At 45.6% G+C, this 23,911-nt stretch carries 20 protein-coding genes; 7 read left to right on the forward strand and 13 right to left on the reverse strand.

Annotated elements, in window-relative coordinates; genetic code table 11:
• Positions 1-191: 191 nt before the first annotated feature.
• The 5 genes from LZU85_RS08260 to LZU85_RS20890 form a co-directional block, all read right to left on the reverse strand.
• Complete coding sequence (locus LZU85_RS08260) at positions 192-1,067, reverse strand: hypothetical protein (RefSeq protein ID WP_224635875.1); 876 nt, start codon at positions 1,065-1,067, stop codon at positions 192-194.
• Between the two features lie 1,590 nt (positions 1,068-2,657).
• The gene (locus LZU85_RS08270; RefSeq protein WP_237286870.1) at positions 2,658-3,581 is read right to left on the reverse strand and encodes a hypothetical protein; all 924 of its coding nucleotides are present in this window, start codon (positions 3,579-3,581) and stop codon (positions 2,658-2,660) included.
• A gap of 269 nt (positions 3,582-3,850) precedes the next feature.
• Positions 3,851-3,940 (reverse strand): DUF645 family protein, encoded by a 90-nt coding sequence (locus LZU85_RS08275; protein ID WP_113624546.1) that lies wholly within the window; start codon positions 3,938-3,940, stop codon positions 3,851-3,853.
• Positions 3,941-4,198: 258 nt separating this feature from the next.
• Positions 4,199-4,456 (reverse strand): hypothetical protein, encoded by a 258-nt coding sequence (locus LZU85_RS08285; RefSeq protein WP_039542897.1) that lies wholly within the window; start codon positions 4,454-4,456, stop codon positions 4,199-4,201.
• Positions 4,457-5,235: 779 nt separating this feature from the next.
• Entirely contained in the window at positions 5,236-5,361 is a 126-nt protein-coding gene (locus tag LZU85_RS20890; RefSeq protein WP_263155557.1) for a hypothetical protein, read from the reverse strand.
• Between the two features lie 218 nt (positions 5,362-5,579).
• Here LZU85_RS20890 and LZU85_RS08300 point away from each other — a divergent pair, with 218 nt between their 5' ends.
• Complete coding sequence (locus LZU85_RS08300; protein ID WP_176297393.1) at positions 5,580-6,542, forward strand: integron integrase; 963 nt, start codon at positions 5,580-5,582, stop codon at positions 6,540-6,542.
• Between the two features lie 57 nt (positions 6,543-6,599).
• Here LZU85_RS08300 and rplT read toward each other — a convergent pair whose 3' ends face one another.
• From rplT to LZU85_RS08325, 5 genes are all read right to left on the reverse strand, one after another.
• Positions 6,600-6,953, reverse strand: a complete 354-nt coding sequence (gene rplT, locus LZU85_RS08305) for a 50S ribosomal protein L20 (RefSeq protein WP_004727974.1) — start codon at positions 6,951-6,953, stop codon at positions 6,600-6,602.
• A gap of 41 nt (positions 6,954-6,994) precedes the next feature.
• Complete coding sequence (rpmI, locus tag LZU85_RS08310) at positions 6,995-7,189, reverse strand: 50S ribosomal protein L35 (RefSeq protein WP_011080265.1); 195 nt, start codon at positions 7,187-7,189, stop codon at positions 6,995-6,997.
• 103 nt (positions 7,190-7,292) lie between these two features.
• A complete protein-coding gene (gene infC, locus LZU85_RS08315; RefSeq protein ID WP_081036175.1) occupies positions 7,293-7,844 on the reverse strand; it encodes a translation initiation factor IF-3 in 552 nt (183 codons plus the stop codon).
• A 3-nt stretch (positions 7,845-7,847) separates the two neighbouring features.
• Positions 7,848-9,776, reverse strand: coding sequence for a threonine--tRNA ligase (gene thrS / locus LZU85_RS08320; RefSeq protein WP_237286873.1), 1,929 nt, complete (start codon positions 9,774-9,776; stop codon positions 7,848-7,850).
• Positions 9,777-10,122: 346 nt separating this feature from the next.
• Positions 10,123-10,866: a sporulation protein gene (locus tag LZU85_RS08325; RefSeq protein ID WP_130251617.1), complete on the reverse strand. Its 744-nt coding sequence runs from the start codon at positions 10,864-10,866 to the stop codon at positions 10,123-10,125.
• Positions 10,867-11,059: 193 nt separating this feature from the next.
• Here LZU85_RS08325 and hutC point away from each other — a divergent pair, with 193 nt between their 5' ends.
• The 6 genes from hutC (at position 11,060) to LZU85_RS08355 (ending at position 18,330) form a co-directional block, all read left to right on the forward strand.
• Complete coding sequence (gene hutC / locus LZU85_RS08330; RefSeq protein ID WP_072610152.1) at positions 11,060-11,767, forward strand: histidine utilization repressor; 708 nt, start codon at positions 11,060-11,062, stop codon at positions 11,765-11,767.
• A gap of 120 nt (positions 11,768-11,887) precedes the next feature.
• Positions 11,888-13,108, forward strand: coding sequence for an imidazolonepropionase (hutI, locus tag LZU85_RS08335; RefSeq protein WP_206625296.1), 1,221 nt, complete (start codon positions 11,888-11,890; stop codon positions 13,106-13,108).
• A complete protein-coding gene (gene hutG, locus LZU85_RS08340; protein WP_206625297.1) occupies positions 13,101-14,111 on the forward strand; it encodes a formimidoylglutamase in 1,011 nt (336 codons plus the stop codon). The genes hutI and hutG overlap by 8 nt, the downstream gene beginning before the upstream one ends.
• 62 nt (positions 14,112-14,173) lie before the next feature.
• Positions 14,174-15,871 (forward strand): urocanate hydratase, encoded by a 1,698-nt coding sequence (gene hutU, locus LZU85_RS08345; protein ID WP_206625298.1) that lies wholly within the window; start codon positions 14,174-14,176, stop codon positions 15,869-15,871.
• Between the two features lie 5 nt (positions 15,872-15,876).
• Positions 15,877-17,418 (forward strand): histidine ammonia-lyase, encoded by a 1,542-nt coding sequence (gene hutH, locus LZU85_RS08350; protein ID WP_237286874.1) that lies wholly within the window; start codon positions 15,877-15,879, stop codon positions 17,416-17,418.
• A 186-nt stretch (positions 17,419-17,604) separates the two neighbouring features.
• A complete protein-coding gene (locus LZU85_RS08355) occupies positions 17,605-18,330 on the forward strand; it encodes a DUF3581 domain-containing protein (protein ID WP_176297386.1) in 726 nt (241 codons plus the stop codon).
• Positions 18,331-18,434: 104 nt separating this feature from the next.
• Here LZU85_RS08355 and LZU85_RS08360 read toward each other — a convergent pair whose 3' ends face one another.
• The 3 genes from LZU85_RS08360 to ydiJ all read right to left on the reverse strand — a co-directional run bounded on the left by LZU85_RS08360 (position 18,435) and on the right by ydiJ (position 23,833).
• The gene (locus LZU85_RS08360) at positions 18,435-20,072 is read right to left on the reverse strand and encodes a S1 family peptidase (protein WP_237286875.1); all 1,638 of its coding nucleotides are present in this window, start codon (positions 20,070-20,072) and stop codon (positions 18,435-18,437) included.
• Between the two features lie 174 nt (positions 20,073-20,246).
• Positions 20,247-20,708: a methyltransferase family protein gene (locus LZU85_RS08365; protein WP_176297384.1), complete on the reverse strand. Its 462-nt coding sequence runs from the start codon at positions 20,706-20,708 to the stop codon at positions 20,247-20,249.
• 89 nt (positions 20,709-20,797) lie between these two features.
• Positions 20,798-23,833, reverse strand: coding sequence for a D-2-hydroxyglutarate dehydrogenase YdiJ (gene ydiJ / locus LZU85_RS08370; RefSeq protein ID WP_176297383.1), 3,036 nt, complete (start codon positions 23,831-23,833; stop codon positions 20,798-20,800).
• Positions 23,834-23,911: the final 78 nt, after the last annotated feature.

Genomic DNA, 23,911 nt, shown 5'->3' on the forward strand with positions numbered 1-23,911 from the left:
CTAGTCGCAGGAAAAGAGCCACAAAACGCATTGAACTCATCGTAATTCATATCATTCATCCTTGAAGCACATAACGCCCAATTAAGGGGTGAACAACGCCTCCACCCAGACCTAAAGCATTGTGCCATAAACACTAAAACTGAAGTAGAAGCAAAAGTGCCAAGCGTTGTGAATCCCTCTTAAATTGCTTGTTAAGTTTTTTTAGCATGTAGTACTCTTTGTAATTCTAGAGGCACATGCTCCCCTAAAGTTTCAGTAATTTTGCAAATGCCCGAACTGGAGCAATAAATTAATTCAGAGTCATTGGCAATTACTTGGTTTAAATCGTCATTAAATTCGCTATACATTGAGTTTGGCTTGTCTGAAAAAAGAAACATCGGCGAGCGGCGTCTCGAATGACTAGCATAGTAAGTACCAACAAGAAGTTTATCATCAAACTCATACATGGAATAACATGGTCGGGAACCATGCATGTATACTTGAAGTTGTGATCCCTTTCCAAGAGAGCCTCTAATTGCCTGAGAAACTACAGACCCTACAGACTCCCCTATTTTGTCTTTCATTTGATCATCAGTATATTGAAAGTGCTCAGTTAATGGTTTAAGAAATCTGTTCTCAAATTTGGGTATAACAAGAATCAATGATGAGTTATCTTGTCGCATATGATTTGATACCTCTACCGAATATCGATTTAGCCAAGAATGAGCGTATAACACAAAGACTCTTATCGATTTTGCATTATTTATTTCTTTAGCGTAATCAAAATCCAAGTAGTTTACAGTCACGTCCGCAAGTCCGGCACCTAACATTGATTCTTTCAACTCAATCGATTCTAGTACAAACTTAGTTTGTGCTTGTCGAATAAAGACCTCATAAATTAGCGCAAATACTCCCGAGCTTGCTAAAACAGAAGCAAAAGAGGGTAAAACAATTCCTAAGAATATTGGAGCAGAGTTTTTATATACTTGCGATACCCATAGTAACGCTATAGCAATCAACACTAGTACGATTGAAAAGAAAGCTGTTTTCCAATTCAGCACAATTCGCCACATTTCTTTTGCTTCCATGTATTCCTCCTTAAACTTAACGCCCAATTAAGGGGTGAACAACGCCTCCACCCAAACCTAAAGCATTGTGCCATAAACACTAAAACTGAAGTAGAAACAAAAGTGCCAAGCGTTGTGAATCCCTCTTAAATTGCTTGTTAGCACATAGGGTTACGCATTAACTAGCCCCAACCGTGAGGCATACCTTCATTGCTATCATGTTCCGCATTACAGACCTTGCACCTGAAGTAACTAACCTGCGACTCTGATTTGCTTGAGCCTAGCAGAACACCAAAAACGATATTGAGAATACGAGACTTGGTACTATTCTTCACTCGCTGCTGAGCTTCGACTTCAGATGCACTTAGCCTTCTATGAGCCGTCTTCTGATTGCAGTTTCCACAATGTAGAAGCGTTTCATCTTTAGACATTTACCTCTTCCTTAATCACGAATGTTGAACCTGTGTGCTAACGCCCAATTAAGGGGTGAACAACGCCTCCACCCAAACCTAAAGCATTGTGCCATAAACACTAAAACTGAAGTAGAAGCAAAAGTGCCAAGCGTTGTGAATCCCTCTTAAATTGCTTGTTAGGCGAAGTTTCTCACCAGTGTTTAAGTGACTTTGAAAGCAGGTTACCTGAAACCCTATTACCAACCAAATGCACACAGACTTTTTGCGATTCAAGAACCACAAAATCCACTATGTTTCATCTAAGATTTCAACATCCACAAAATGCGAATTTGCAGCAAAAAAGTAGGTTTTGAACCTGAAAAACCAAAAGCTACGAAATGACAGCAAAAGCCAGAGCGTCGTTCAACTTGCCTTTGCCACACTTTGAGCCAGTGAAACTTGCCACCAACCGGCACCAAAAGCCAATGAGGCAACCCACGAACTTTGGCTTGTTTTACGGCTGGAGAGATTCAAGAACTTAAGCCGACAACGCTAAATTGCCGACATAGAAAAACGAAAGGCCAAGGAGGAATAAGAAGATGAGAACAAAGAACTTTTCTGCCCGTCGCCTAACGCCGCGTTAAGGGGTGCAGGCACGCAATACAAAAGCTACCGCACAGTGCCGTAATCTCCGAACTCAACGCAAACTAAAAATGCCACGCGTGCCAAATCCCACTTTAACGCTTTGTTATGCTTAAGCTTCAACGCCCACATTTTTACCAAAACTAAGATTAACTCGACTAGGATTAGCTAACAAAAGGCAAAACCTAAAAAACTGAAATGACTCATAATCTTTGAAAATGAGACTTTGAAATTTGGCAGATAAAACTCAAAAACCTACTATCAAATTGCTGATTGAGCCAACTGCCCTAACCTCGTGCTTACCCGAAAACTGATTGAGGCAACTCTCTGAATTTTCAGCGCCAAAGAATAAGTGTCCAGAAAACAGCGACCAATGAAGTCAACTTGCCGACGAGCACAAAACCAATCAGCCAAGGGAACAAAGAAAAACCATAAACCACTGATTTTAGGTGATTAAGCATAACGCCCGCTTAAGGGGCAGCCAACGCCACGACCAACTTTCCGCATAACAATATAACCACAAAAATCAACGCATAGTAAAAATGCCACGCGTTGGCTGTCCCTCTTGAAGCGTTTGTTAGCTGCTTTGCTCTGAGCCACAAGTTAAGCAACAATTACTTATGTGTTCATAATATGAGTCTTCTGGGAAAATCACATTGGCTGGACAACCATTTTCGGTACAATCACGCCTTTCAACTTCCGTATGACAGTCGCAAATCCAACATTTAATCTCGTTAGAACCTGGCTGGTTAGGTTCAAGTCTTGCGTAATTTGCTTCAAATTGAAGACCGGATTCAACCACGTTGTTAGTACAATATGGACAGAGATAACGACGACCATCTTCAGGCATGCCGATCAAAGCCCTAAAGGCTTTTGCTGATAAATATTTTTCAAAAAACTTGTAGTAATAAAGTAATTGCATGTGTTCTTCTTCGTCGTTAGACAAGCCATATAACGACTCAGTTAACATAACGGATTTAAAATCATTAACCCAAGAATTACCCCATAACCCTGTAAGGAAAGTAGCCTGCGCTTCAACAATATAGGATGGTTCCAAAATTTCCCGATGAAGACCATGCGTGTACTTATTACGTTTTTTGCGCAAGTCTTCCAAGGTTGTTTTAACATCAGCATCAATCGTTTCTGACGTTATCTCTTGATAGATAACAAGTAGATCATCAAATTGATGTATATATAAGTCTTCAAAATCTTTATCGGCTCCAGATAAGCCCCATTTCGAGGGCTCACCCGCTAACAATAAAAGTGGATCAACTTTACATATTTCAAATTTTAGAAAGTTTTCAATAGCGAGGAATAGCATTATTAAAGAGTTACCTAAAATTCCTTGTCTGTCTTCCCATTCTTCTTCAAGTTCGTTTGTTTCCCAATCACCATGCACAGCTAAAGCAATTTCCGTATTCATCAAATGGTCGATTGATTGAGCTAAATATTGAATACTCAGACTTTGAAACTCATCTGGATTTGGTTTGTTTTTTATCATATCCCTATACTCAAATAATTATGACTTGCAGCTAACGCCCGCCTAAGGGGCTGGCAACGCATAACACTAAACTCAACCACAACAACCGTAACCACCGCGGTTCATTGGGACTGGAAACGCCACGCGTTGACAGTCCCTTTGAGGCGTTTGTTAGCTTCGTAGCCTATTGTTTACCAATGACCTTTTTAACACTTTTAGTTTAGTTGAAAAGCATTTTACGAAAATGCATCGGACAAACACACGCTCAACGCCAAAAGCTGTGAAGTGGTCTACCAAAACTTAAAACGATCTAGGCTAAGTTGGCCACGGTTAAGAGTCCGCGACAAAGAAAACGCAATTTCAGCGGCTTTGAAACTAATGAACTTTCAATACTTTCTACCAAATCAGCATCAGGCTAAAACACAGAACCAAATCGGGCAACTTGAACGCTAAAAGCTGCATGTTCAGAGCAACTGAGCTTAGATTTTGATAATTTTCCGCTTCAAGAAGCTAACGCCGCGTTAAGGGGTGAATGCCGCACAAACCAACTTTCCGCAAACCACTTTCACCACCAAAAATCACCGCATACCAAAAATGCCACGCGGCATGAATCCCTCTTAAACGCCTTGTTAGGTACACTATACCTCCAAGCCCTCGTATAGGTTAGCAAATTTGGAATACAAATCAGCTAGCTCTTTATTATTTGCTAATTCACTTTCGATAAATAGATGACCAAAACGTAATCGTTGTGGGGTAAATGGCGAATCAGATAGAGCATTATCTACGAAAGGAGTAATCTGTTCGAGTGACTCAGCAGATGCCGGAAACTCAAATTTTGCTTCCGATATAAGAATTTTAAGATCTGTGGCTACTTGCACAATATTATCGTTTTTCACACTTCTATCCATGTGTACCTAACGCCCTGTTAAGGGGTGAGCAACGCATTACAAAAGCCGCCGCAAACCGCCTTAAACACTAAAGCCAACGCATAGTAAAAATGCCACGCGTTGCGAATCCCTCTTGAACAGTTTGTTATAACGTAGTTCACTACACTCTGTGAACCCAAAAGCCACTAAATTGAGTACAGTCGTTTTTGATAGGCACTGTAAGTTGCTGAGATCATCGATACAAAACCAACTAGGAACCCGGCAAACCAACGATAGTTAAAAAACTTTGTCACCGCGCTCATTGCGTCAACTGGTTGAGGAGAGTTCCATGCAATAACGAAACTGATGCAACAGGCAAGGAACAAAATACAACTTAAAACGATACCTAGCTTAACTTTCCAATCAAACAAGTAATACATAGTTTTCCTTTACGTTATAACGCTGCGTTAAGGGGTGAATGCCGCATAAACCAAGTTTCCGCACACCACTTTCACCACAAAAATCACCGCAAACCAAAAATGCCACGCGGCATGAATCCCGCTTAAACGCCTTGTTATGCTTAAGCTTCAAAGGTTTACGTTTTAATTGAACTAAGATTAACTCGACTTTGATTTACAAACAAAAACCAAAACGTAGAAAACCGAAATGAATCATAGTTTTGACAATCAGGCTCAGAATTTTGGCAAATCTAGTTTGAAGTTTGAAAACCTAAAAATGGATTTCTGATTGAGCCAGCCGCCCTAACCGCGTAGTTGCTCAAGAATTGATTGAGGCAACTCTCAGAATTTTTAGCGACCAAGAATGGATGTCCAGAAAATAGCGCCCACAAAAGCCAACTTGCCGACAAACACCAAACTGACAAGCTGAGGGAACAAAGAAAAACCATAAACCACTGATTTTACGTGATTAAGCATAACGATCTCTATACATCTTCTTGTCGGTCTAATCGCCCACGCTACCGCATCCTCGAAGATGAAGATTATTGGCATGCTATCACATAACCATATGAAACAAATATCAAATTTGGATGAAAATACATGTTCATCATCTCAATTAAGTATCAATGTGTAGCCTAATTTTTTTATCCTGTTAAAAATGAGACCACTGTATGTAAGAACAGGTGTTTATCGAAATGAAAAATCAGTTTCTTTTAAGTGTTCAGGATCATATGAGAACACGTCATTACGCAAGTAAAACCATACAAGCGTATATAAGCTGGATTAAGCAGTACATTATTTTCCACAAAATGGCTCATCCTTCGACTCTAAATGAGACTCACGTTGAAGAGTTTTTAAGCTATCTCGCTTTGGAACAAAAAGTGGCCGCAAAAACCCAGGCGCTAGCTTTGAATTCGGTAATGTTTTTGTATCGAGAGTACTTTAGAACTCCATTAAGTAATGAGATAAAATTTCAAAAATCACTTCTAGACAGGAAACTGCCTGTTGTACTGACTAAGTCAGAACTCCGTTCCTTAATACAGCATGTTGACCCACGTTACAAACTGCACATCATGCTACTTTACGGATCTGGTTTGCGAGTAATGGAATGTGTACGACTCAGGGTTCAGGACATCGATTACCACTATGGTGCTCTACGGATATGGCAAGGAAAAGGAGGTAAGAACCGGACAGTAACGTTGGCAAAAGAGCTGTTCCCCATGCTTAAACAGCAAGAAGCGTTGGCACTTCGCTACTATCAGAAAGACATCAACACGGCTGGATACTCTGGTGTTTGGTTGACACATTCTCTACAACGGAAATATCGCGGTGCTGAAATGGATTTCAACTGGCACTATCTTTTCCCGTCAGAGAAGCTATCCATTGATCCCGAATCAGATCTATTGCGGAGGCACCATATAAATGAGCAGTCCTTGCAAAGAACAGTTAAAAGAGCGGCTAGGGATGCTGGTATAAATAAGACTGTCACGTGTCATACCCTTCGGCATAGCTTTGCTACCCACTTATTAGAATCAGGGGCAGATATAAGAACAGTGCAAGAGCAACTAGGCCATTCTGACGTTAAAACCACCCAGATATACACTCATGTATTAGAAAGAGGTGCGGGCGGAGTCCTAAGCCCTCTATCTAAGCTTTAGTTTCAGAATACAAAAAAGGAGAGCCTAAGCTCTCCTTTCTCTTAACCTAAACTCTAATTAAAGAGCTGCTTTCGCTTTTTCAACTAGAACTGCAAATGCAGCTTTGTCGAATACAGCGATATCCGCAAGGATCTTACGATCGATCTCGATAGATGCTTTCTTAAGACCGTTGATGAAACGGCTGTAAGATAGACCATTTTGACGAGATGCCGCGTTGATACGTGCAATCCACAGTTGACGGAATTGACGTTTCTTAGCGCGACGGTCACGGTAAGCGTATTGACCAGCTTTAGTAACTGCTTGGAAAGCTACGCGGTAAACACGTGAACGTGCACCGTAGTAACCTTTAGCTTGTTTTAAAACTTTCTTATGACGTGCACGAGCTTGTACACCACGTTTTACGCGAGGCATTATGTCTCTCCTAAACTAAACGATTATGAAACTAAAAAGAATTAAGCGTATGGAAGCATACGAGCAACTGCTGCTACTTCACATCTTGGAAGTAGAGAGTTTGGACGTAGCTGACGCTTGTTCTTAGTAGTACGCTTAGTCAGGATGTGACGTTTAGTAGCGTGCTTGTACTTAATACCACCAGCAGTTTTCTTGAAACGCTTAGCAGCACCTTTGTTGTTTTTCATCTTAGGCATGATGAATAACTCCGCATTGTAGTAGTTTAATAACAACGTAATTAGGGCGAATAAAACCCAGCCGCCTTTCAACGGCTGGGTTTTATTACTTGTAAGCCGTTAATTACTTCTTTTTAGGGGCTAGCACCATGATCATCTGACGACCTTCAATCTTCGTTGGGAAAGATTCAACAACGGCATGTTCCACTGTATCCACTTTCAAACGCTCAAGAACGTCTACACCGATCTCTTGGTGAGCCATCTCACGGCCACGGAAGCGAATTGTTACCTTCACTTTGTTGCCTTCTTCAAGGAAACGGATCAGGTTGCGTAGTTTTACCTGATAGTCTCCGATATCAGTTCCAGGTCGGAATTTTAGTTCCTTGATCTGAATCTGTTTTTGCTTTTTCTTCTGCTCTTTCGTAGCTTTGCTCTTCTCGAAGAGGAACTTGCCATAGTCCATCACACGACAGACTGGTGGCTCGGCGTTAGGGCTGATCTCTACGAGATCCATACCAGCTTCTTCTGCTGCAGCAAGTGCTTCTTGGATCGAAACGACACCTACAGATTCACCGTCAGCGCCTGTTAAACGAACTTCACGAACGCCACGAATTTCACCGTTTAAACGGTGCTGGTTTTGTTTGACCGGAACTTGGCCACGTCTTCCGCCTTTAATAGTTTATTCCTCCAGATTGAGCTTACGGCTAGCGATTTGATCTTGGATGTAAGAAACAAAGTCATCCACTTTAAATTTACCCAAATCGTTACCTTTACGTGTACGTACTGCGATTTCTCCGGCTTCCATCTCTTGGTCACCGCAAACCAACATAAACGGCACACGTTTCAAAGTATGTTCGCGGATTTTAAAGCCAATCTTCTCATTTCTCAAGTCCGCTTTTGCTCTAATTCCACATTTTTGTAGTTTCTGGGCGATTTCCTGAACATAATCAGCCTGTTTGTCAGTGATGTTCATGATCACAGCCTGCTCTGGTGCCAACCAAGTTGGGAAGAAACCAGCATATTCTTCGATAAGAATACCGATGAAACGCTCAAGAGAACCCAAAATGGCACGGTGAATCATCACTGGCACTAAACGCTCATTGTTTTCACCAACATAAGTCGCACCTAAGCGATTTGGTAGGTTGAAGTCGAGCTGAACGGTACCACACTGCCATGCGCGACCTAGGCAGTCGAATAGTGTAAATTCAATCTTAGGGCCGTAGAAGGCGCCCTCGCCCTCTTGAATCTCGTAAGCGATATCCATAGATTCTAGGGCCTGCTTTAGCGCTTCCTCAGATTGATCCCAAATTTCATCGCTACCTACACGCTGGTCAGGACGCGTAGACAGTTTCACCGCGATGTTGTCAAAACCAAATGTTTGGTACGTGTCGTAAACCATCTTGATACAGTTGGTTACTTCATCTTGGATTTGGCTTTCTGTACAGAAGATGTGTGCATCATCCTGAGTAAAACCACGAACACGCATGATACCGTGTAGCGCACCTGATGGCTCGTTACGGTGACAAGAGCCAAATTCCGCCATACGTAGCGGTAGATCGCGGTACGATTTTAGACCTTGGTTAAAAATCTGCACGTGACCAGGACAGTTCATTGGCTTGATAGCGTATTCACGGTTCTCTGAAGAAGTGGTGAACATCGCATCTGCGTATTTATCCCAGTGGCCAGAGCGTTCCCAAAGTACACGGTCCATCATTAATGGGCCTTTTACTTCTTGATAGCCATATTCCGTGAGCTTCTCACGAATAAAGACTTCAAGATCGCGGAATACAGACCAACCATTGTGATGCCAGAACACCATGCCCGGTGCTTCTTGCTGCATATGGAACAAATCGAGTTGTTTACCGATCTTACGATGGTCACGTTTTGCCGCTTCTTCAAGACGAGTCAGGTGATCTTTCAGCGCTTTCTTATCGTGGAAAGCGGTACCATAGATACGTTGAAGCATCTTGTTGTCGCTATTACCACGCCAGTACGCACCAGCCACGTTCAACAAAGTAAAGTGCTGACAGAAGCTCATGTTTGGCACGTGTGGACCACGACACATATCGATGTATTCTTCGTGATGGTAAAGACCTGGGCGGTCGTCACGTGATACGTTTTCATCCAAGATTTCCATCTTGTATGTTTCACCACGAGCTTCAAACGCGTCACGCGCTTCCTGCCAGCTTACTTTTTTCTTGATAACCTGATATTTGGTTTTCGCCAATGCTTGCATGCGTGCTTCGATCTTTTCCAGATCTTCTTGCGTCAATGACTCTTCCAAATCGATATCGTAGTAGAAACCATTATCAATGGTTGGGCCGATAGCCATTTTGGCATTTGGATAAAGTTGCTTCAGTGCGTGACCAAGTAGGTGAGCACAAGAGTGGCGAACAATTTCTAGACCATCGACTTCATCTTTCGTAGTGATGATCTCTAAGCTTGCATCTTCTTCGATTAAATCGCATGCATCGACGCGTTGGCCATTCACACGACCAGCGATGGTCGCCTTCGCAAGACCGGGGCCGATAGATAGCGCGACATCCATCGTTGATACAGGGTTATCAAATTGACGTTGACTGCCGTCAGGAAGAGTAATAATAGGCATTTTGATTCCTTTACAGTGGTGTTGCACACCAAGCAACACGTGTTCAGTAATTACGCTTTGAAAATCAATATATTAATAATCAAACATAAATGAATTTAGATAATTTTCGACAAGCTTTGGTACAAATACGGATGCACCTGCGCTTGAAGCGGAACATTGTAAACGATTAGGCTTAAATCACAACGATTTAAATCGCTCTCTTTAGGCGAATGAAAAGACTGAAGTGGTAACGGCCCGACGAAAGTGAGGTTTGAAGAGGACTTTAAGCAAAACAGAAAGAAGGCCGACATTCACTGATCCGCGAATATCGACCTGACTCGCTTAAGCAAAGTTCAGCGACACAACATTAAGCGCTTAATACTGGCGCGATGGCTTGCGCGACTTGTGAGTCCGTTGCGTTTAATGGCAGAGTGAATGAGCGGTACTGATCCCCAGCTAAACTGAGCGAACGATCAATTTCCGCTAAGCAATGCACCACACCACCCTCCAGAATAAAAGATAACTCAATCTCTTTGCTGCCTAGGAAGCCATTGCTACGAAACTCAAGCTCTTGATAACAACCAGAGCGCGACGCAAAATTTTGCCCTCGAAGAAAACCTTTCTCTACATCCGCTTTCACCATGTTAAAACCAGCGCTAGTGATTGCGGCAATCACTTTTTGTACCACTGGCAAAGGTTTAACATCAATAAAGTCTCGGTCTCTCGGGTCTATTGCAAACTCAATGTCTAATGACGTTTCCAGCCAAACATGACATTGGTTTTTCAATGCGTTCACCGCAGTGACTGGCGTTTCATCGTGAAGTTTTAACTCAAACGCCACGCTTTTTTGCTCGCCCGCTTGAATGATAAATGGCTCTACGGCTTGAATTTTGTCGATGGTGAAGGTTTGGTAGCTCACGCCATTATCTGATTCAACTTTGACCTCCGTGTTGAGCTTTACTGTAATTGCGTCGATTTTCTGCTCAACATCACCGCCTTGAATATGCACCTGACCTTTTAGAGTTTGTCCTTGCTGCACACTCATTTCATCAAGAATTGTATCGACCTTCGCCGCCCCAATACCCAAAGACGCTTTTAACTTCTTAAACATACCTTTCCTTTCTATCTCTGTATTATTTCAGCCGTTTTTGTTATCTGATTCTGTTTACACAACCCCACTCAAACCTGCAAGCAAATTAGCTCACCTCGCTCGTAACAATGTGTTTCACCACAAAATGTGGCGATGAAGTTGCATTTTCAACGTTAATTACGCACTATTTGTATAGTCAATTAGAGGAAAGATTATGCCATCACCGCTGTATATTCAGATCAAACAGTTTATTGAAAAAAAAATCGACAGTGGCGAGTGGCACATCGGCTTTAAGATCGCGACTGAGTTAGAGCTGACCGAGCAATTTGGCGTCAGCCGCATGACCGTCAATAAAGCCATTCGCGATTTGGTCAATGAGGGCAAATTGCAAAGGCGACCACGTTTAGGCACGTTTGTCTGTGATAAACCAGAAAAGGCAGAATCTCCACTGCTCGATGTCCGTAACATTGCCGAGGAGGTGGTCAATCGCGGCAAGACGCATCACAGCAAAGTCATTCAACAATTGGTCCTCAAAGCGGATGATACGATTGCAACCAAACTCGGTGTAATGCTAGGAACCAAAGTGTTCTACAGTGAAATTATTCACTACGAGGATAAGGAGCCTATCCAGCTCGAGTTGCGCTGGGTTAACAGTCTCTATGCACCCCGCTATTTGCAACAAGATTTCACCCAAATGACCCCCAATCAGTATCTTTCTGAGAACTGCCCTTTGAGTGCGATGGAACATACGGTTGAAGCCATCATGCCCGATACCCGTATTCGCCAAGAACTCAACATGAAAGTCAATGAACCTTGTCTGCTGCTCAACCGTCGTACTTGGAGTGAAGACAAACTCGTCAGCACCGCACTGCTGTATCATCCGGGTAATCGCTACAAGCTGAGCTCTAAGATTTTGTTGTAATTTAGAGTATCACACTTCGATTTGATCACATTTCAGCAACATTCACCTTGTCACAACGGTTATTTTCTCCTATTTATTTGTATATACATTTAGTCAATACAAATCATTGGAACCTTAATCATGGATCTGTTGCTTACCAACGCACGCCTTGTCACTTTGCAATCAGGGGAAATGGGTTATCAACCCAGCACGCCGATGTCGATTGGCATTAAGGCGGGGAAGATCCATTATCTAGGCAATGACACGGCACTGGCTGCTACTAAGCAAATTGATCTAAAAGGTAAGCTGGTTACTCCCGGTCTTATCGACTGCCACACACATCTTGTTTACGCGGGTAATCGGTCCAACGAATTTGAAATGCGATTGCAGGGCGTTCCCTATCAAGAAATCGCTCGCCAAGGCGGCGGCATTCTTTCTACCGTTTACGCGACACGCCAAGCCAGTGAAGCGCAGTTACTCGAACAAACGCTACCACGTCTTGATGGCTTGCTTGCCAGTGGCGTCACGTCGCTTGAAATCAAATCGGGTTATGGATTAACACTGGTTGATGAAATCAAAATGCTGCGAGTGGCAAAGTCCTTATCACAGCATCGATTGGTGAAGGTCACACCAACACTGTTAGCCGCCCATGCCCTTCCCCCTGAATTTACTGGCCGTGCGAACGACTACATCGAGTTTATTTGCCAAGAGATCATCCCACTGGTGGCCGAAGAACAGTTAGCCACCAGCGTCGATGTATTTTGTGAGTCAATTGGGTTTGATTTGGCACAAACAGAAAGAGTCTATGCTTGTGCTGTCGAGCACGGGCTGCGTGTCAAAGGGCACACAGAGCAACTGTCAAATTTGGGCGGAACCGCTTTAACTGCTCGTTATCAGGGGCTTTCTGCTGACCATATTGAATTTCTTGATCCAGCAGGCGTCGAAGCACTTGCCCGTTCATCGACCGTCGCGACTCTATTGCCTGGAGCGTTCTATTTTCTGCGTGAAACTCAATTGCCGCCGATTGAACTATTGCGTCAGTTTGGTGTGCCCATGGCCATTGCCAGCGATGTTAACCCCGGCACCTCACCATTTTGTGATTTAACCTTAATGATGAACATGGCTTGTACCCTCTTTCGTTTAACGCCAGAAGAAGCTTTACGTGGCGTCACTCAACATGCGGCGCAAGCATTGGGCTATGCGGGCAGTCGAGGGCAAATCAAAACAGGTTATGACGCGGATCTCGCTATCTGGCAGATCGAGCATCCCGCCGATCTCAGTTATCAAGTCGGAACTCAGCGTCTCTTTGCAAGAGTCGTTGATGGTCAATTCGAGCAGCACAAGGAGTGTTGTGATGAGTAAACATTTTTTTCTTCATAATGAATTTCATTGGCAAGGTCGCCACGATGCAGAAGACGGTGCCGCGGGTTTGCGTGTTCATCATGTGGTGCAGCAGATCGATTATACCCATATTGGTGAAAATCCTTATGGTGTCGCCCTGCTTGGCTTCGCCTGCGATGCGGGCGTGGCGCGCAATAAAGGCCGCATTGGCGCAAAGAAATCACCGGACTTGATCCGCCGAGCTTTAGCTAACTTAGCGTGGCATTCACCACATCCGCTCTACGACTTGGGCACCGTTGTGTGCGATGACGACCTGCTGGAATCAAGCCAGCAGCACTGCGCCAAAATTATTGCCGAAGTTCTTCCGAGTGTTCCTGTCATTACCCTAGGGGGTGGCCACGAAGTGGCATGGGCGTCCTTTTCTGGTTTGGCGCGCTATTTTGAACAGCATCATCCTGAAAAAGCCCCTAAAATTGGCATCATCAATTTCGACGCGCATTTCGACTTACGCGCTTTTTCAAGTTCACAAGCCGATGTCAAGCCTAGCTCGGGCACGCCTTTCAATCAAATACAGCACTATTGCCAGCAACAAGGTTGGGATTTTCATTACGCTTGCCTCGGTGTGAGTAAGGCAAGCAACACGCGCGCCTTGTTTGAGCGTGCCGAGCAACTCAACGTGTGGTTTGTTGAAGACAAAGATCTTGGCTCGGTCAATCACGACTACCATCTTACCCAGTTGCAGCATTTTATCGACGACTGCGACTACCTCTATCTGACGATTGATTTAGACGTTTTCCCAGCGGCCACCGCGCCAGGCGTAAGCGCCCCTGCGGCAAGAGGGGTCAGTTACGACAACTTAGCACCCTTTCTTGATCGTATCCTCGCGCACCGAGACAAATTAATGTTGGCCGACATTGCCGAATACAACCCGACTTATGACGTCGACAGCCAAACAGCGCGGCTAGCGGCCAGATTGTGCTGGGACATTGCCAACGCCATGAACGACAAAGTTGAACATCAATAAACAGAACAACAATCAGGTGAGCCAATGAGTTCACCGCTACGTGAAATTAAAGGAGTCTTACAATGACACAGAGCCAAGGACAAGATCCTCGCCTAGACACCAGCCGAACCATTCGCGCCCCTCATGGCACCACGCTAAGAGCCAAGTCATGGTTGACCGAAGCGCCATTGCGCATGCTGATGAATAATTTGGATCCTGATGTGGCTGAGCATCCGCACGCCTTAGTGGTGTATGGCGGCATTGGGCGTGCTGCACGCAATTGGGCATGCTTCGACAAGATTGTTGAAGTGCTTGAGCGTCTGGAAGACGACCAAACGTTGTTGGTTCAATCAGGTAAACCTGTGGGTGTCTTCCCTACACATAAAAATGCACCACGCGTGCTGATCGCCAACTCTAACCTGGTTCCACACTGGGCAAACTGGGAACACTTCAATGAGCTCGATAAACAAGGCTTGATGATGTATGGCCAAATGACCGCGGGCAGTTGGATCTACATCGGCTCTCAAGGCATCGTGCAGGGTACCTACGAAACCTTCGTCGCTGTTGCAAAAAAACACTTCGCCGGTGAAGCAAAAGGTCGTTGGGTACTCACTGGTGGTCTTGGTGGCATGGGCGGCGCACAGCCACTTGCTGCAACCATGGCGGGCTTTTCGATGATTGCCGTTGAATGTGATGAATCGCGTATCGATTATCGCCTACGTACGGGTTATGTCGATAAGAAAGCGACCACCCTAGATGAAGCGCTGGCCATCGTCAAAGAATCCGACACGCCTGTCTCTGTTGGCTTACTGGGTAACGCCGCCGATGTGTTCGCAGAATTGGTGGAGCGCAACATCACGCCCGATGTCGTCACCGACCAAACCTCGGCACATGACCCATTGAATGGCTACTTACCGCAAGGCTGGAGCATGGCCTACGCCGCGGAAATGCGTCAGCAAGACGAGAGCGCTGTCGTCAAAGCCGCAAAACAGTCCATGGCAGTTCAAGTCAAAGCCATGCTTGAGCTGCAAACTCGTGGAGCGGCCACGCTCGATTACGGCAATAACATTCGTCAAATGGCGCTAGAAGAAGGGGTCGAGAATGCATTTGATTTCCCGGGCTTCGTGCCAGCGTATATTCGACCTTTATTCTGTGAAGGCATTGGCCCTTTCCGCTGGGCGGCACTGTCGGGCGATCCTGAAGATATCTACAAAACAGACCAGAAAGTGAAAGAGCTGATTCCTGACAATCCTCATCTGCACAATTGGTTAGACATGGCACGCGAGCGTATTCAGTTCCAAGGTTTACCTGCGCGCATTTGCTGGGTGGGTCTGAAAGATCGCGAGCGCCTAGGTCAGGCATTTAATGAAATGGTGAAAAATGGCGAATTAAAAGCGCCGATCGTGATTGGCCGAGATCATCTAGATTCGGGTTCCGTCGCCAGCCCAAACCGTGAAACGGAAGGCATGGTGGACGGTTCAGACGCGGTTTCTGACTGGCCACTGCTCAATGCCCTCCTCAATACTGCCGGTGGTGCGACTTGGGTATCACTCCATCATGGTGGTGGTGTCGGCATGGGTTTCTCACAGCACTCTGGAATGGTGATTTGCTGTGACGGAACAGAAGATGCGTCCGCGCGTATTGCCCGAGTGCTGCATAACGATCCCGCGACGGGGGTAATGCGCCACGCCGATGCGGGTTACGACATCGCCAAACAGTGCGCAGCGCAGCAAGGTCTTGACCTGCCGATGCTGAACGAAGAATTGAGCAAGTTGAAGTAAGGAATATGGATATGTTAAATCTCACGCTAAAGCCCGGTTGTCTTAGCTTAAATCAACTGCGTCAAGTCAGTCGTTCGCCCATCAACCTTTCTCTTGATGCGTCAGCGATTCCAGCCATTGAAGAGAGCACGCAAGTGGTTGAACGAGTCATCGCCGAGGATCGCACCGTTTACGGCATTAATACTGGATTTGGCTTATTGGCCAATACACGCATTGCCCCAGAAGATCTTGAAACGCTGCAGCGCAGTATCGTCCTTTCTCACGCAGCGGGTATCGGCGAGTTCATGGCAGATGAAACGGTCCGTCTGATGATGGTGCTCAAAATCAATAGCCTATCCCGTGGTTATTCCGGTATTCGTCTCAACGTCATTCAAATGCTGATCGATTTGGTCAACGCGCAAGTTTATCCTTGTGTACCACAAAAAGGCTCGGTTGGGGCATCGGGCGACTTGGCCCCACTGGCTCATATGAGCACAGTGTTACTGGGTGAAGGGCAAGCACGTCACAATGGCAAAATTATCTCAGGCCTAGAAGCCCTCAAAATTGCTGGCCTTGAACCTATCACGCTTGCGCCAAAAGAAGGTCTGGCACTACTGAATGGCACGCAGGCGTCGACGGCTTTCGCGTTGGAAGGTCTGTTTATCGCTGAAGACCTCTTCGCATCCGCAACCGTCTGCGGTGCAATGTCAGTCGAAGCTGCGTTAGGGAGTCGCCGTCCTTTTGACCCGCGTATTCACCGCGTGCGTGGGCACCGCAGCCAAATGGATTCTGCGATGGCCTATCGTCACCTACTGGACACCAGTAGTGAAATTGGCCAGTCACACAGCAACTGTGAAAAGGTGCAAGACCCTTATTCGTTGCGTTGCCAGCCGCAAGTGATGGGCGCATGTCTGCAGCAGATCCGTAACTCAGCTGAGATCTTGTTGGTTGAGTCGAACTCGGTTTCCGACAATCCCCTCGTATTTGCTGAAGATGACGACATCATTTCTGGTGGTAACTTCCACGCGGAGCCTGTTGCTATGGCAGCAGACAACCTTGCTCTCGCGATTGCAGAAATCGGCAGCCTCTCGGAGCGCCGCATGGCATTGCTGATTGATAGTGCACTCTCTAAGCTGCCACCATTTTTGGTCGATAACGGTGGAGTCAACTCTGGTTTTATGATTGCGCAAGTGACCTCGGCGGCGCTGGCAAGCGAAAACAAAACTCTTGCACATCCGGCATCCGTGGACAGCTTACCCACGTCAGCGAACCAAGAAGATCATGTGTCCATGGCCACCTTTGCTGCCCGTCGTTTACGTGAAATGGGTGAAAACACACGTGGCATCTTAGCGGTAGAGTATCTCTCAGCGGCGCAAGGACTGGATTTCCGAGCCCCACATAAATCCTCACCTCGCATAGAACAAGCAAAGCAGATGCTACGAGAGAAAGTCAGTTTCTATGATAAAGACCGTTACTTTGCTCCGGATATTGAAAAAGCCAATTCACTGCTGAAGCAGGCCGTGCACAACGTGCTGATGCCAGAAGCGCTGTTACCGAGTGTTCTCTAATCACGGATAAGCCAACCATAACCACAAGAGGGCATAACTTGCCCTCTTGCTTCTTATTTCCAGATGTAAACCGTTCACTTTGCACCCAAATCTGTGAACAAATATTGAACTTTCACACTGGATGGACCATTGAATCTGTTCTCATAGCGTATAATCAGCCACAGTTTTGGCTATATCATACGACATATGTTTCTAACACCTTATTTTTCAAGCAATAACCATCAATTCCAGTTCACTCGCGAGCAAGCAAGCCACTTTGCAAAAAAAGTCGCGGGAGACTATAACCCAATCCATGATGAAGACAGCAAGCGCTTCTGCGTACCTGGCGATCTTTTGTTTGCCGTACTGCTCAGCAAAGAAGGCGTCAGCCAAAAAATGCGTTTCGACTTTTCTGGCATGGTCAACGATGGTGTGGCTCTTCACATTGAAAATAAGTGTGCGAAAGAGAGTGCCGTAGTTGATGCTGCAGGTAAAGAGTACCTGCACATGAGTCGCGAAGGCGACGTGAATCGCGATGCGGCTTTCATTGAGCATGTGGTGACCAACTATGTTCAGTTCTCAGGCATGAACTTCCCACACATCATGGTTCCTCTGATGGAAGAGCAACAGATGATGATCAATTGCCAGCGTCCTCTGGTGATTTACGAAAGCATGGAAGTCGAATTTGAACGTCTGGATCTTTCTCACCCAGAGGTGGCATTTACTGGCGCGACCTTTGATGTCGATGGGAAACGTGGTGTTGTCACCCTTAACTTCGCGTTCAAAGAAGATGGTGAAGTCGTTGGACGAGGGGTTAAACGCATGGTAGCCAGCGGCCTAAAGCCTTATGACCAAGATGCTGTTGATGACTTGGTTAACCGCTTTAACGAACGTAAAGAAGCCTTTTTGCAGCAGTTTGCGCAAGCGGCATAAATAACGTAAAGAACAACGAATGCAAAAAGGGAGCTTAATATAGGCTCCCTTTTTTCTATGACAGTAAACAGGCCTGCATCGAGGCCTGTTTTGAACACTTGGTGCTATGATTGTTTGCGTCTTGCCAAAACCAGCAAAGCGATGAGCGACAACCAGCCTAAGCTCCCACCGCCGCTACCTGTAGAGAAGCTAGGCTGTATTACTGATGGCAAAATCAGCGAAGAGCTGTAACGGATGCCATTTAAGTAACCACGATCTTCCCCTCCACTTCCTACCTTATCTTTCACATAAACCACTTCAACGACGTTCTTCTCACGTGGCAACACGAATGAAACTGTCCCTTCTTGCTCACCACTTGCTGATAACTCTAGCCGTCCATTCACAAAGACTTTCAGTTCATCATAGTCTTCTTCCGATGAGACCGCTAAGTCCAGAGCCACTTGCCCTTTAGCGATTCCTGAAATCGCAAAAGTAGAGTACTGATCATGGCCAATCACGCTTGATACAATACCTGTACTCGTTCGTTGCCACCCGTTGGCTTGGCTAAAAACGGACAGTTGCTGATTTGGTACTTGCTCGCTCACCCAATCCGACAAAGGTGAACTTGCCACTGGATAAGATTGATAATGCACTTGTGAACTTACAGAACCAATCCCTTGTGAACTATCCATAGTGACATTAAAAGAAAAGTCTCCATCGCCAGCAACGTTATAGCTTACTGTTACCTCGCACTTATCTCCCACCGGTAAGGGTTGAATACAGCTATTATTGTCAACTGTGACACCCTGACCCCTTGTTAGATTCGACAGAATCAACTCACTCTCAGTATTGTTTTGGTACGTTAGTGTCGTACTCTGAGCACCTTTTCCGAGGATACCTGCATAAACATGCTGATCGTAACTCAGACCTTTGGTTTTCGCTGCAATCCAGTTTGCGTAATAACTGACATTGGCATACACACCGTATTTGCCTGCCACCGCGCAGCCATCACCCCAGCTGACGATACCCAGTTGTTTGTATTGTCCTCCATCCATGACGACAATCGGACCACCACTGTCACCTTGACAGGAGTCTTTTCCTCCCTGCACCACACCCGCGCAGAATGCGTTTTCCGTGATTTTATCGTAGCCCAGCGCTGGTACGTTTTTGCAGACTTGCTGATCAATCAGTTCTACGTTGACCTGTTGTAACTGAGTTGCTTTTCTGAACTCATCCGTTGGGTCTTGATCCCCCCAGCCCATTACGGTGAGAGCTTGACCAGCCGCAAGTTCGTCTCTTAGGTTAAATTCTGCAAGTGTCACTGCAGGACCTTCGTAAGCTTCGCTCAGTTCGAGTATGGCGATGTCGTTTCCCTGAGCCGCACCATCATACTCTTCATGAATATATACTTTACGTACCGAAAGCCGCTGTTCACTCGTCGCTGCAGACAAGTCCTGCTGGCCGATGATCACTTCGATGTCATCACCCAGCGTCGCATCCAAACAGTGTGCTGCCGTCAGGACATACCGAGAGCCAATGAAACTGGCACCACAAAACTGACCTTTGCCACCCTTGTAGCCCTTACTCACAACCGCCGCCATAAATGGCCATTTTTCTGCAGGTGCGGTAGTACCACCAATTATACGGCTTGTACGTTCAAGTGAATTGATTGGGGTTATAGATGGTTCTTGGGCTATAACATGACAACTTGCCAATGCTATCGCCGAGGCAAATACTGGTGAGAGTTTACTTGGACGGGTCATCGAAATTTCCTTACAACATGACGTTAATGATTTGTATTTTTAACGAGATGTGAGGATGATATCCCAAGCCATCAATAGATAGAACGAATGAATACAAAGTTTCGTTGTATTTTATAGACCTATTTCACGCTGTTGAAAATTAACATTTTCTACATTAGTGCTTTATTGAAATAGTCAGAACCAACGCCTGACTTGATTTTTATAGTCTAAAAACGTTGGGCCAAAAAGACGCTCTAACGCTCTTTCTTCCGGACGTATTTGAAAGCGGTTCATATAAATCACAAACAAAGGACATCCGACAAACGCCAGGCCGTTTTGTAACCAAAGAGCATAAGCGAGAAGTAACAATAGCAAGGCAAGGTACATCGGGTTTCTGCTGTAACGAAAGATTCCGCTCGAAACTACTGAACTAGCACTTTCTGGTTTTATTGGATTTACCGTTGTTTTTGCACGGCGAAACTCGAGCACGCCAGAAAGGCCCACCACACCAGAAACCGCAAACAACGCACCTGCGAACCATTGGTAACCGACAATTGTGAACGTCAGCGACGGTAGACTCATTGAGATCAAATACATCACTAACATAACCAACAAAAATACCGCCACCGGTGGCACTTTTAACTCCAATTTGTCCATTTTTGGCTCCTACCAAAGCTTGAACTTCTCAAGTCAGAATATGCGTTACATCGATAAAAAACCCAGCAGAGCGCTGGGTTTGATATTGATTACTGCAACATTCCAAGTAACGCTTGAACTGGATGCTGCGGCTGAATACCTTCGAAACGTTTTACTTGGGAACGACAGGAATAGCCAGTAATTAAACAGCGATCTTTGGGCAACAAATCCAAGCTCGGTTTCCAACTAAGGCCATAAATATCTTTCGACATTTGTAGCTTGTCACTTTCGTGGCCAAATGTTCCCGCCATACCACAGCAGCCAACGGGGACAGTATTTAGTTGAGCGCCAAAGTGAGCAAAGATCCTTCCCCATTCTTTTTCCGCATTGGGTAGCTTGGTTTTTTCTGTACAGTGGGCAAACAAGTACCAAGGCTCATCAACCGTTTTCGTCTCAGTATTAAACTCAGCAAGACGTGGCAATAACCATTCATGAGCAGTTAATACCTCAAAATCACCCCGTTTATCGCCCAAAATCTCTTTGTACTCATCGCGATAACAGAGTACCAGCGCGGGATCAACACCCACCATTGGGATCTCTAAGTCCGCCACCATTTGTAGAAATGTTGCTGTATTCCCGGCAGTTTGTCCAAAGCGCTTCAAGAAACCTTTAATGTGTTGCGCTTTTCCGTTGGGTTTAAATGGCAGTAACACCGGCGTTTTACCCAGTTTAATCGCAAGCGTCGTAAAATCTTCTACCACTTGCGCATCATAATAGCTGGTAAACGGATCCTGAACGACCAACACATGATGGCGTTTTTCCTCGCTCGACAACCCCTTGAGCTGTTGCAAGTCAAAGGTTTTCAACGCAGAAAGTCGTTGCTTCAATGTCGGCACAGATAACAAAGGCGTATCCACATAGCCCACAGTTTTCTCGGTCAAGCGTTCTACCCAAGGCTGACCGATCACACCATTAATCAGTTGCGGTGCTTTCGCCATAATCGGTAGTAACGTCTCGATATTGGCAACCAGATAATCTTTCGCCGGACGCTGATAACGGCTGTGATAAATATTTAGGAAACGGGAACGGAAACTTGGTACATCGACTTTAATCGGGCATTGGCTGGCACACGCTTTACACGCCAAACAACCATTCATAGCCTCATACACTTCATGAGAGAAGTCGTACTCATGACGCTGATTAATTCGATTACGGACTCGATCAAGCATGTTCTTAATGGTCGGAGAACCCTGTAGGGTTTGAGCTTCCAAATCCAAAATATCAATGCCCTGCTCAGTCAGCTGGCGCAACCATTCACGAACCAAACCTGCACGACCTTTTGGCGAATGGCGTCTGTCTGCAGTGACTTTCATCGAAGGACACATGGGTGAGCTCGTGTCGTAGTTAAAACACAAGCCATTGCCATTACATTCCATTGCCTGTTTGAAGCTATCACGGACTTTGACATCGATTTGTCGGTCAAAGTACCCACGCTTGGTGCCAGAGACTTTAACAAGTTCTGCATCACTACCAAGCGGGGTACAGATCTTACCTGGGTTCATTTTATTGTGAGGATCGAACGCCGCTTTAATACGTCTTAGCTCGGTAAACAGCTCTTGGCCAAAAAACTCCGGGCCATATTCTGAGCGAAAACCCTTGCCGTGCTCACCCCACATTAAACCACCGTATTTTGCGACAAGCTTGACCACTTCATCTGAGACTTCATGCATCAGCAACTCTTGTTTAGGATCACAAAGGTCAAGCGCAGGGCGCACATGGAGCACACCCGCATCCACGTGGCCAAACATGCCGTATTCGAGATTTTTACTGTCCAGCAGCTGGCGAAACTCAGCAATAAAATCGGCCAAGTTTTCTGGTGGCACACAGGTATCTTCCGCAAATGCGACTGGTTTGGCTCGCCCTTTTGCAGCGCCAAGTAACCCTACCGCTTTCTTACGCATGTTGTAGATACGCCCCAAGCTAGCCACGTCGTTACACACTTGATAACCAATAATGCCGGCTTCACCGTGTTCCAGCATGCTGTCGAGTTTGCAGGTCAGCGCAGCAACTTGCTCTGCCACTTCCAACTCATTTTCACCTGCGTATTCCACCATGTTCAAACCGAGCATTTCCTGACCTGGTACATCAGTAATCAAATCACTCACGCTGTGCCAAACAATGTCTTGTTTAGCGAGATTCAGAACTTTGGAATCGACGGTTTCAACAGACAGTGCTTTTGCCTCAACCATAAAGGGCGCATTACGTAGCGCGGCGTCGAAACTGTTGTATTTTACATTTACGAGCGTGCGCGCTTTAGGAATCGGTGTAAGGTTGAGTTTGGCTTCAGTGATGAACGCCAATGAACCTTCGGCACCACAGAGTACCCGAGTAAAATTAAACTCTCCGGTTTGTTCTTCAATTGCATTCTTTAAATCATAACCGGTTAGAAAGCGGTTCAATGGCGGGAATTTCGCTAAAATCTGCTGACGCTTTTCTCGACAAACGGCTTCCGTCGTTTGTAAAGCGTGGTATGCGTACTGGCCTTCCTCAGGCAAGCCTTTTGAAAGGTCTGATTCGAGGACCGAACCATCGGCAAAAACCGCTTGCAGTGACAAGACATGATCGGACGTTTTGCCGTATTTCAGCGAACCTTGCCCAGAGGCATCTGTATTAATCATCCCACCCAGCGTTGCACGATTGCTGGTCGACAAATCTGGAGAAAAGAAAAAACCATACGGTCGAACCGCATCGTTAAGCTGATCTTTTACCACACCCGCTTGAACACGCACCCAGCCTTCTTGCTCATTGATCTCCAGAACCTTGTTCATATGACGAGACATATCAACCACAATTCCTTTGGTCAACGATTGCCCATTGGTCCCAGTACCACCGCCTCGAGGAGAGAAGGAGATGCGTTCATATTGAGTACTCAGGCTAAGCTTAGCGATCAAGGCGACATCTTCTGTACTTTTAGGTAAGAGAACCGCTTGAGGGAGCTGCTGATAGACGCTGTTATCAGTCGCCACAGCAAGGCGACTCGCGTAGTGTGATTCAATATCACCGTTGAAACCAGCTTGCTCAAGTTCTTTGAGAAAACTCAGGACAACGGGATCAACATCCGATTGAGAATTAAGTCTTGGTAACATTTGCTTCCTGCCCCTACAACACTGATCCTATCAGCCTCGGGTTTATATTAGAGTTTGAAATTAATCTTTGAATTTCGT

Source organism: Vibrio floridensis, from assembly GCF_021852965.1.
GTDB classification, from domain to species: Bacteria; Pseudomonadota; Gammaproteobacteria; order Enterobacterales; family Vibrionaceae; genus Vibrio; species Vibrio floridensis.

What these genes read in the sequence shown, in the direction of transcription:
- LZU85_RS08360 (WP_237286875.1), bottom strand. Translation starts at nt 20,072, where the DNA reads ATGACCCGTCCAAGTAAACTCTCACCAGTATTTGCCTCGGCGATAGCA.
- rplT (WP_004727974.1), bottom strand. Translation starts at nt 6,953, where the DNA reads ATGCCTCGCGTAAAACGTGGTGTACAAGCTCGTGCACGTCATAAGAAA.
- LZU85_RS20890 (WP_263155557.1), bottom strand. Translation starts at nt 5,361, where the DNA reads ATGCTTAATCACGTAAAATCAGTGGTTTATGGTTTTTCTTTGTTCCCT.
- LZU85_RS08365 (WP_176297384.1), bottom strand. Translation starts at nt 20,708, where the DNA reads ATGGACAAATTGGAGTTAAAAGTGCCACCGGTGGCGGTATTTTTGTTG.
- LZU85_RS08300 (WP_176297393.1), top strand. Translation starts at nt 5,580, where the DNA reads ATGAAAAATCAGTTTCTTTTAAGTGTTCAGGATCATATGAGAACACGT.
- thrS (WP_237286873.1), bottom strand. Translation starts at nt 9,776, where the DNA reads ATGCCTATTATTACTCTTCCTGACGGCAGTCAACGTCAATTTGATAAC.
- hutG (WP_206625297.1), top strand. Translation starts at nt 13,101, where the DNA reads ATGAGTAAACATTTTTTTCTTCATAATGAATTTCATTGGCAAGGTCGC.
- hutH (WP_237286874.1), top strand. Translation starts at nt 15,877, where the DNA reads ATGGATATGTTAAATCTCACGCTAAAGCCCGGTTGTCTTAGCTTAAAT.
- rpmI (WP_011080265.1), bottom strand. Translation starts at nt 7,189, where the DNA reads ATGCCTAAGATGAAAAACAACAAAGGTGCTGCTAAGCGTTTCAAGAAA.
- ydiJ (WP_176297383.1), bottom strand. Translation starts at nt 23,833, where the DNA reads ATGTTACCAAGACTTAATTCTCAATCGGATGTTGATCCCGTTGTCCTG.
- hutC (WP_072610152.1), top strand. Translation starts at nt 11,060, where the DNA reads ATGCCATCACCGCTGTATATTCAGATCAAACAGTTTATTGAAAAAAAA.
- hutU (WP_206625298.1), top strand. Translation starts at nt 14,174, where the DNA reads ATGACACAGAGCCAAGGACAAGATCCTCGCCTAGACACCAGCCGAACC.
- LZU85_RS08325 (WP_130251617.1), bottom strand. Translation starts at nt 10,866, where the DNA reads ATGTTTAAGAAGTTAAAAGCGTCTTTGGGTATTGGGGCGGCGAAGGTC.
- LZU85_RS08260 (WP_224635875.1), bottom strand. Translation starts at nt 1,067, where the DNA reads ATGGAAGCAAAAGAAATGTGGCGAATTGTGCTGAATTGGAAAACAGCT.
- LZU85_RS08355 (WP_176297386.1), top strand. Translation starts at nt 17,605, where the DNA reads ATGTTTCTAACACCTTATTTTTCAAGCAATAACCATCAATTCCAGTTC.
- LZU85_RS08270 (WP_237286870.1), bottom strand. Translation starts at nt 3,581, where the DNA reads ATGATAAAAAACAAACCAAATCCAGATGAGTTTCAAAGTCTGAGTATT.
- hutI (WP_206625296.1), top strand. Translation starts at nt 11,888, where the DNA reads ATGGATCTGTTGCTTACCAACGCACGCCTTGTCACTTTGCAATCAGGG.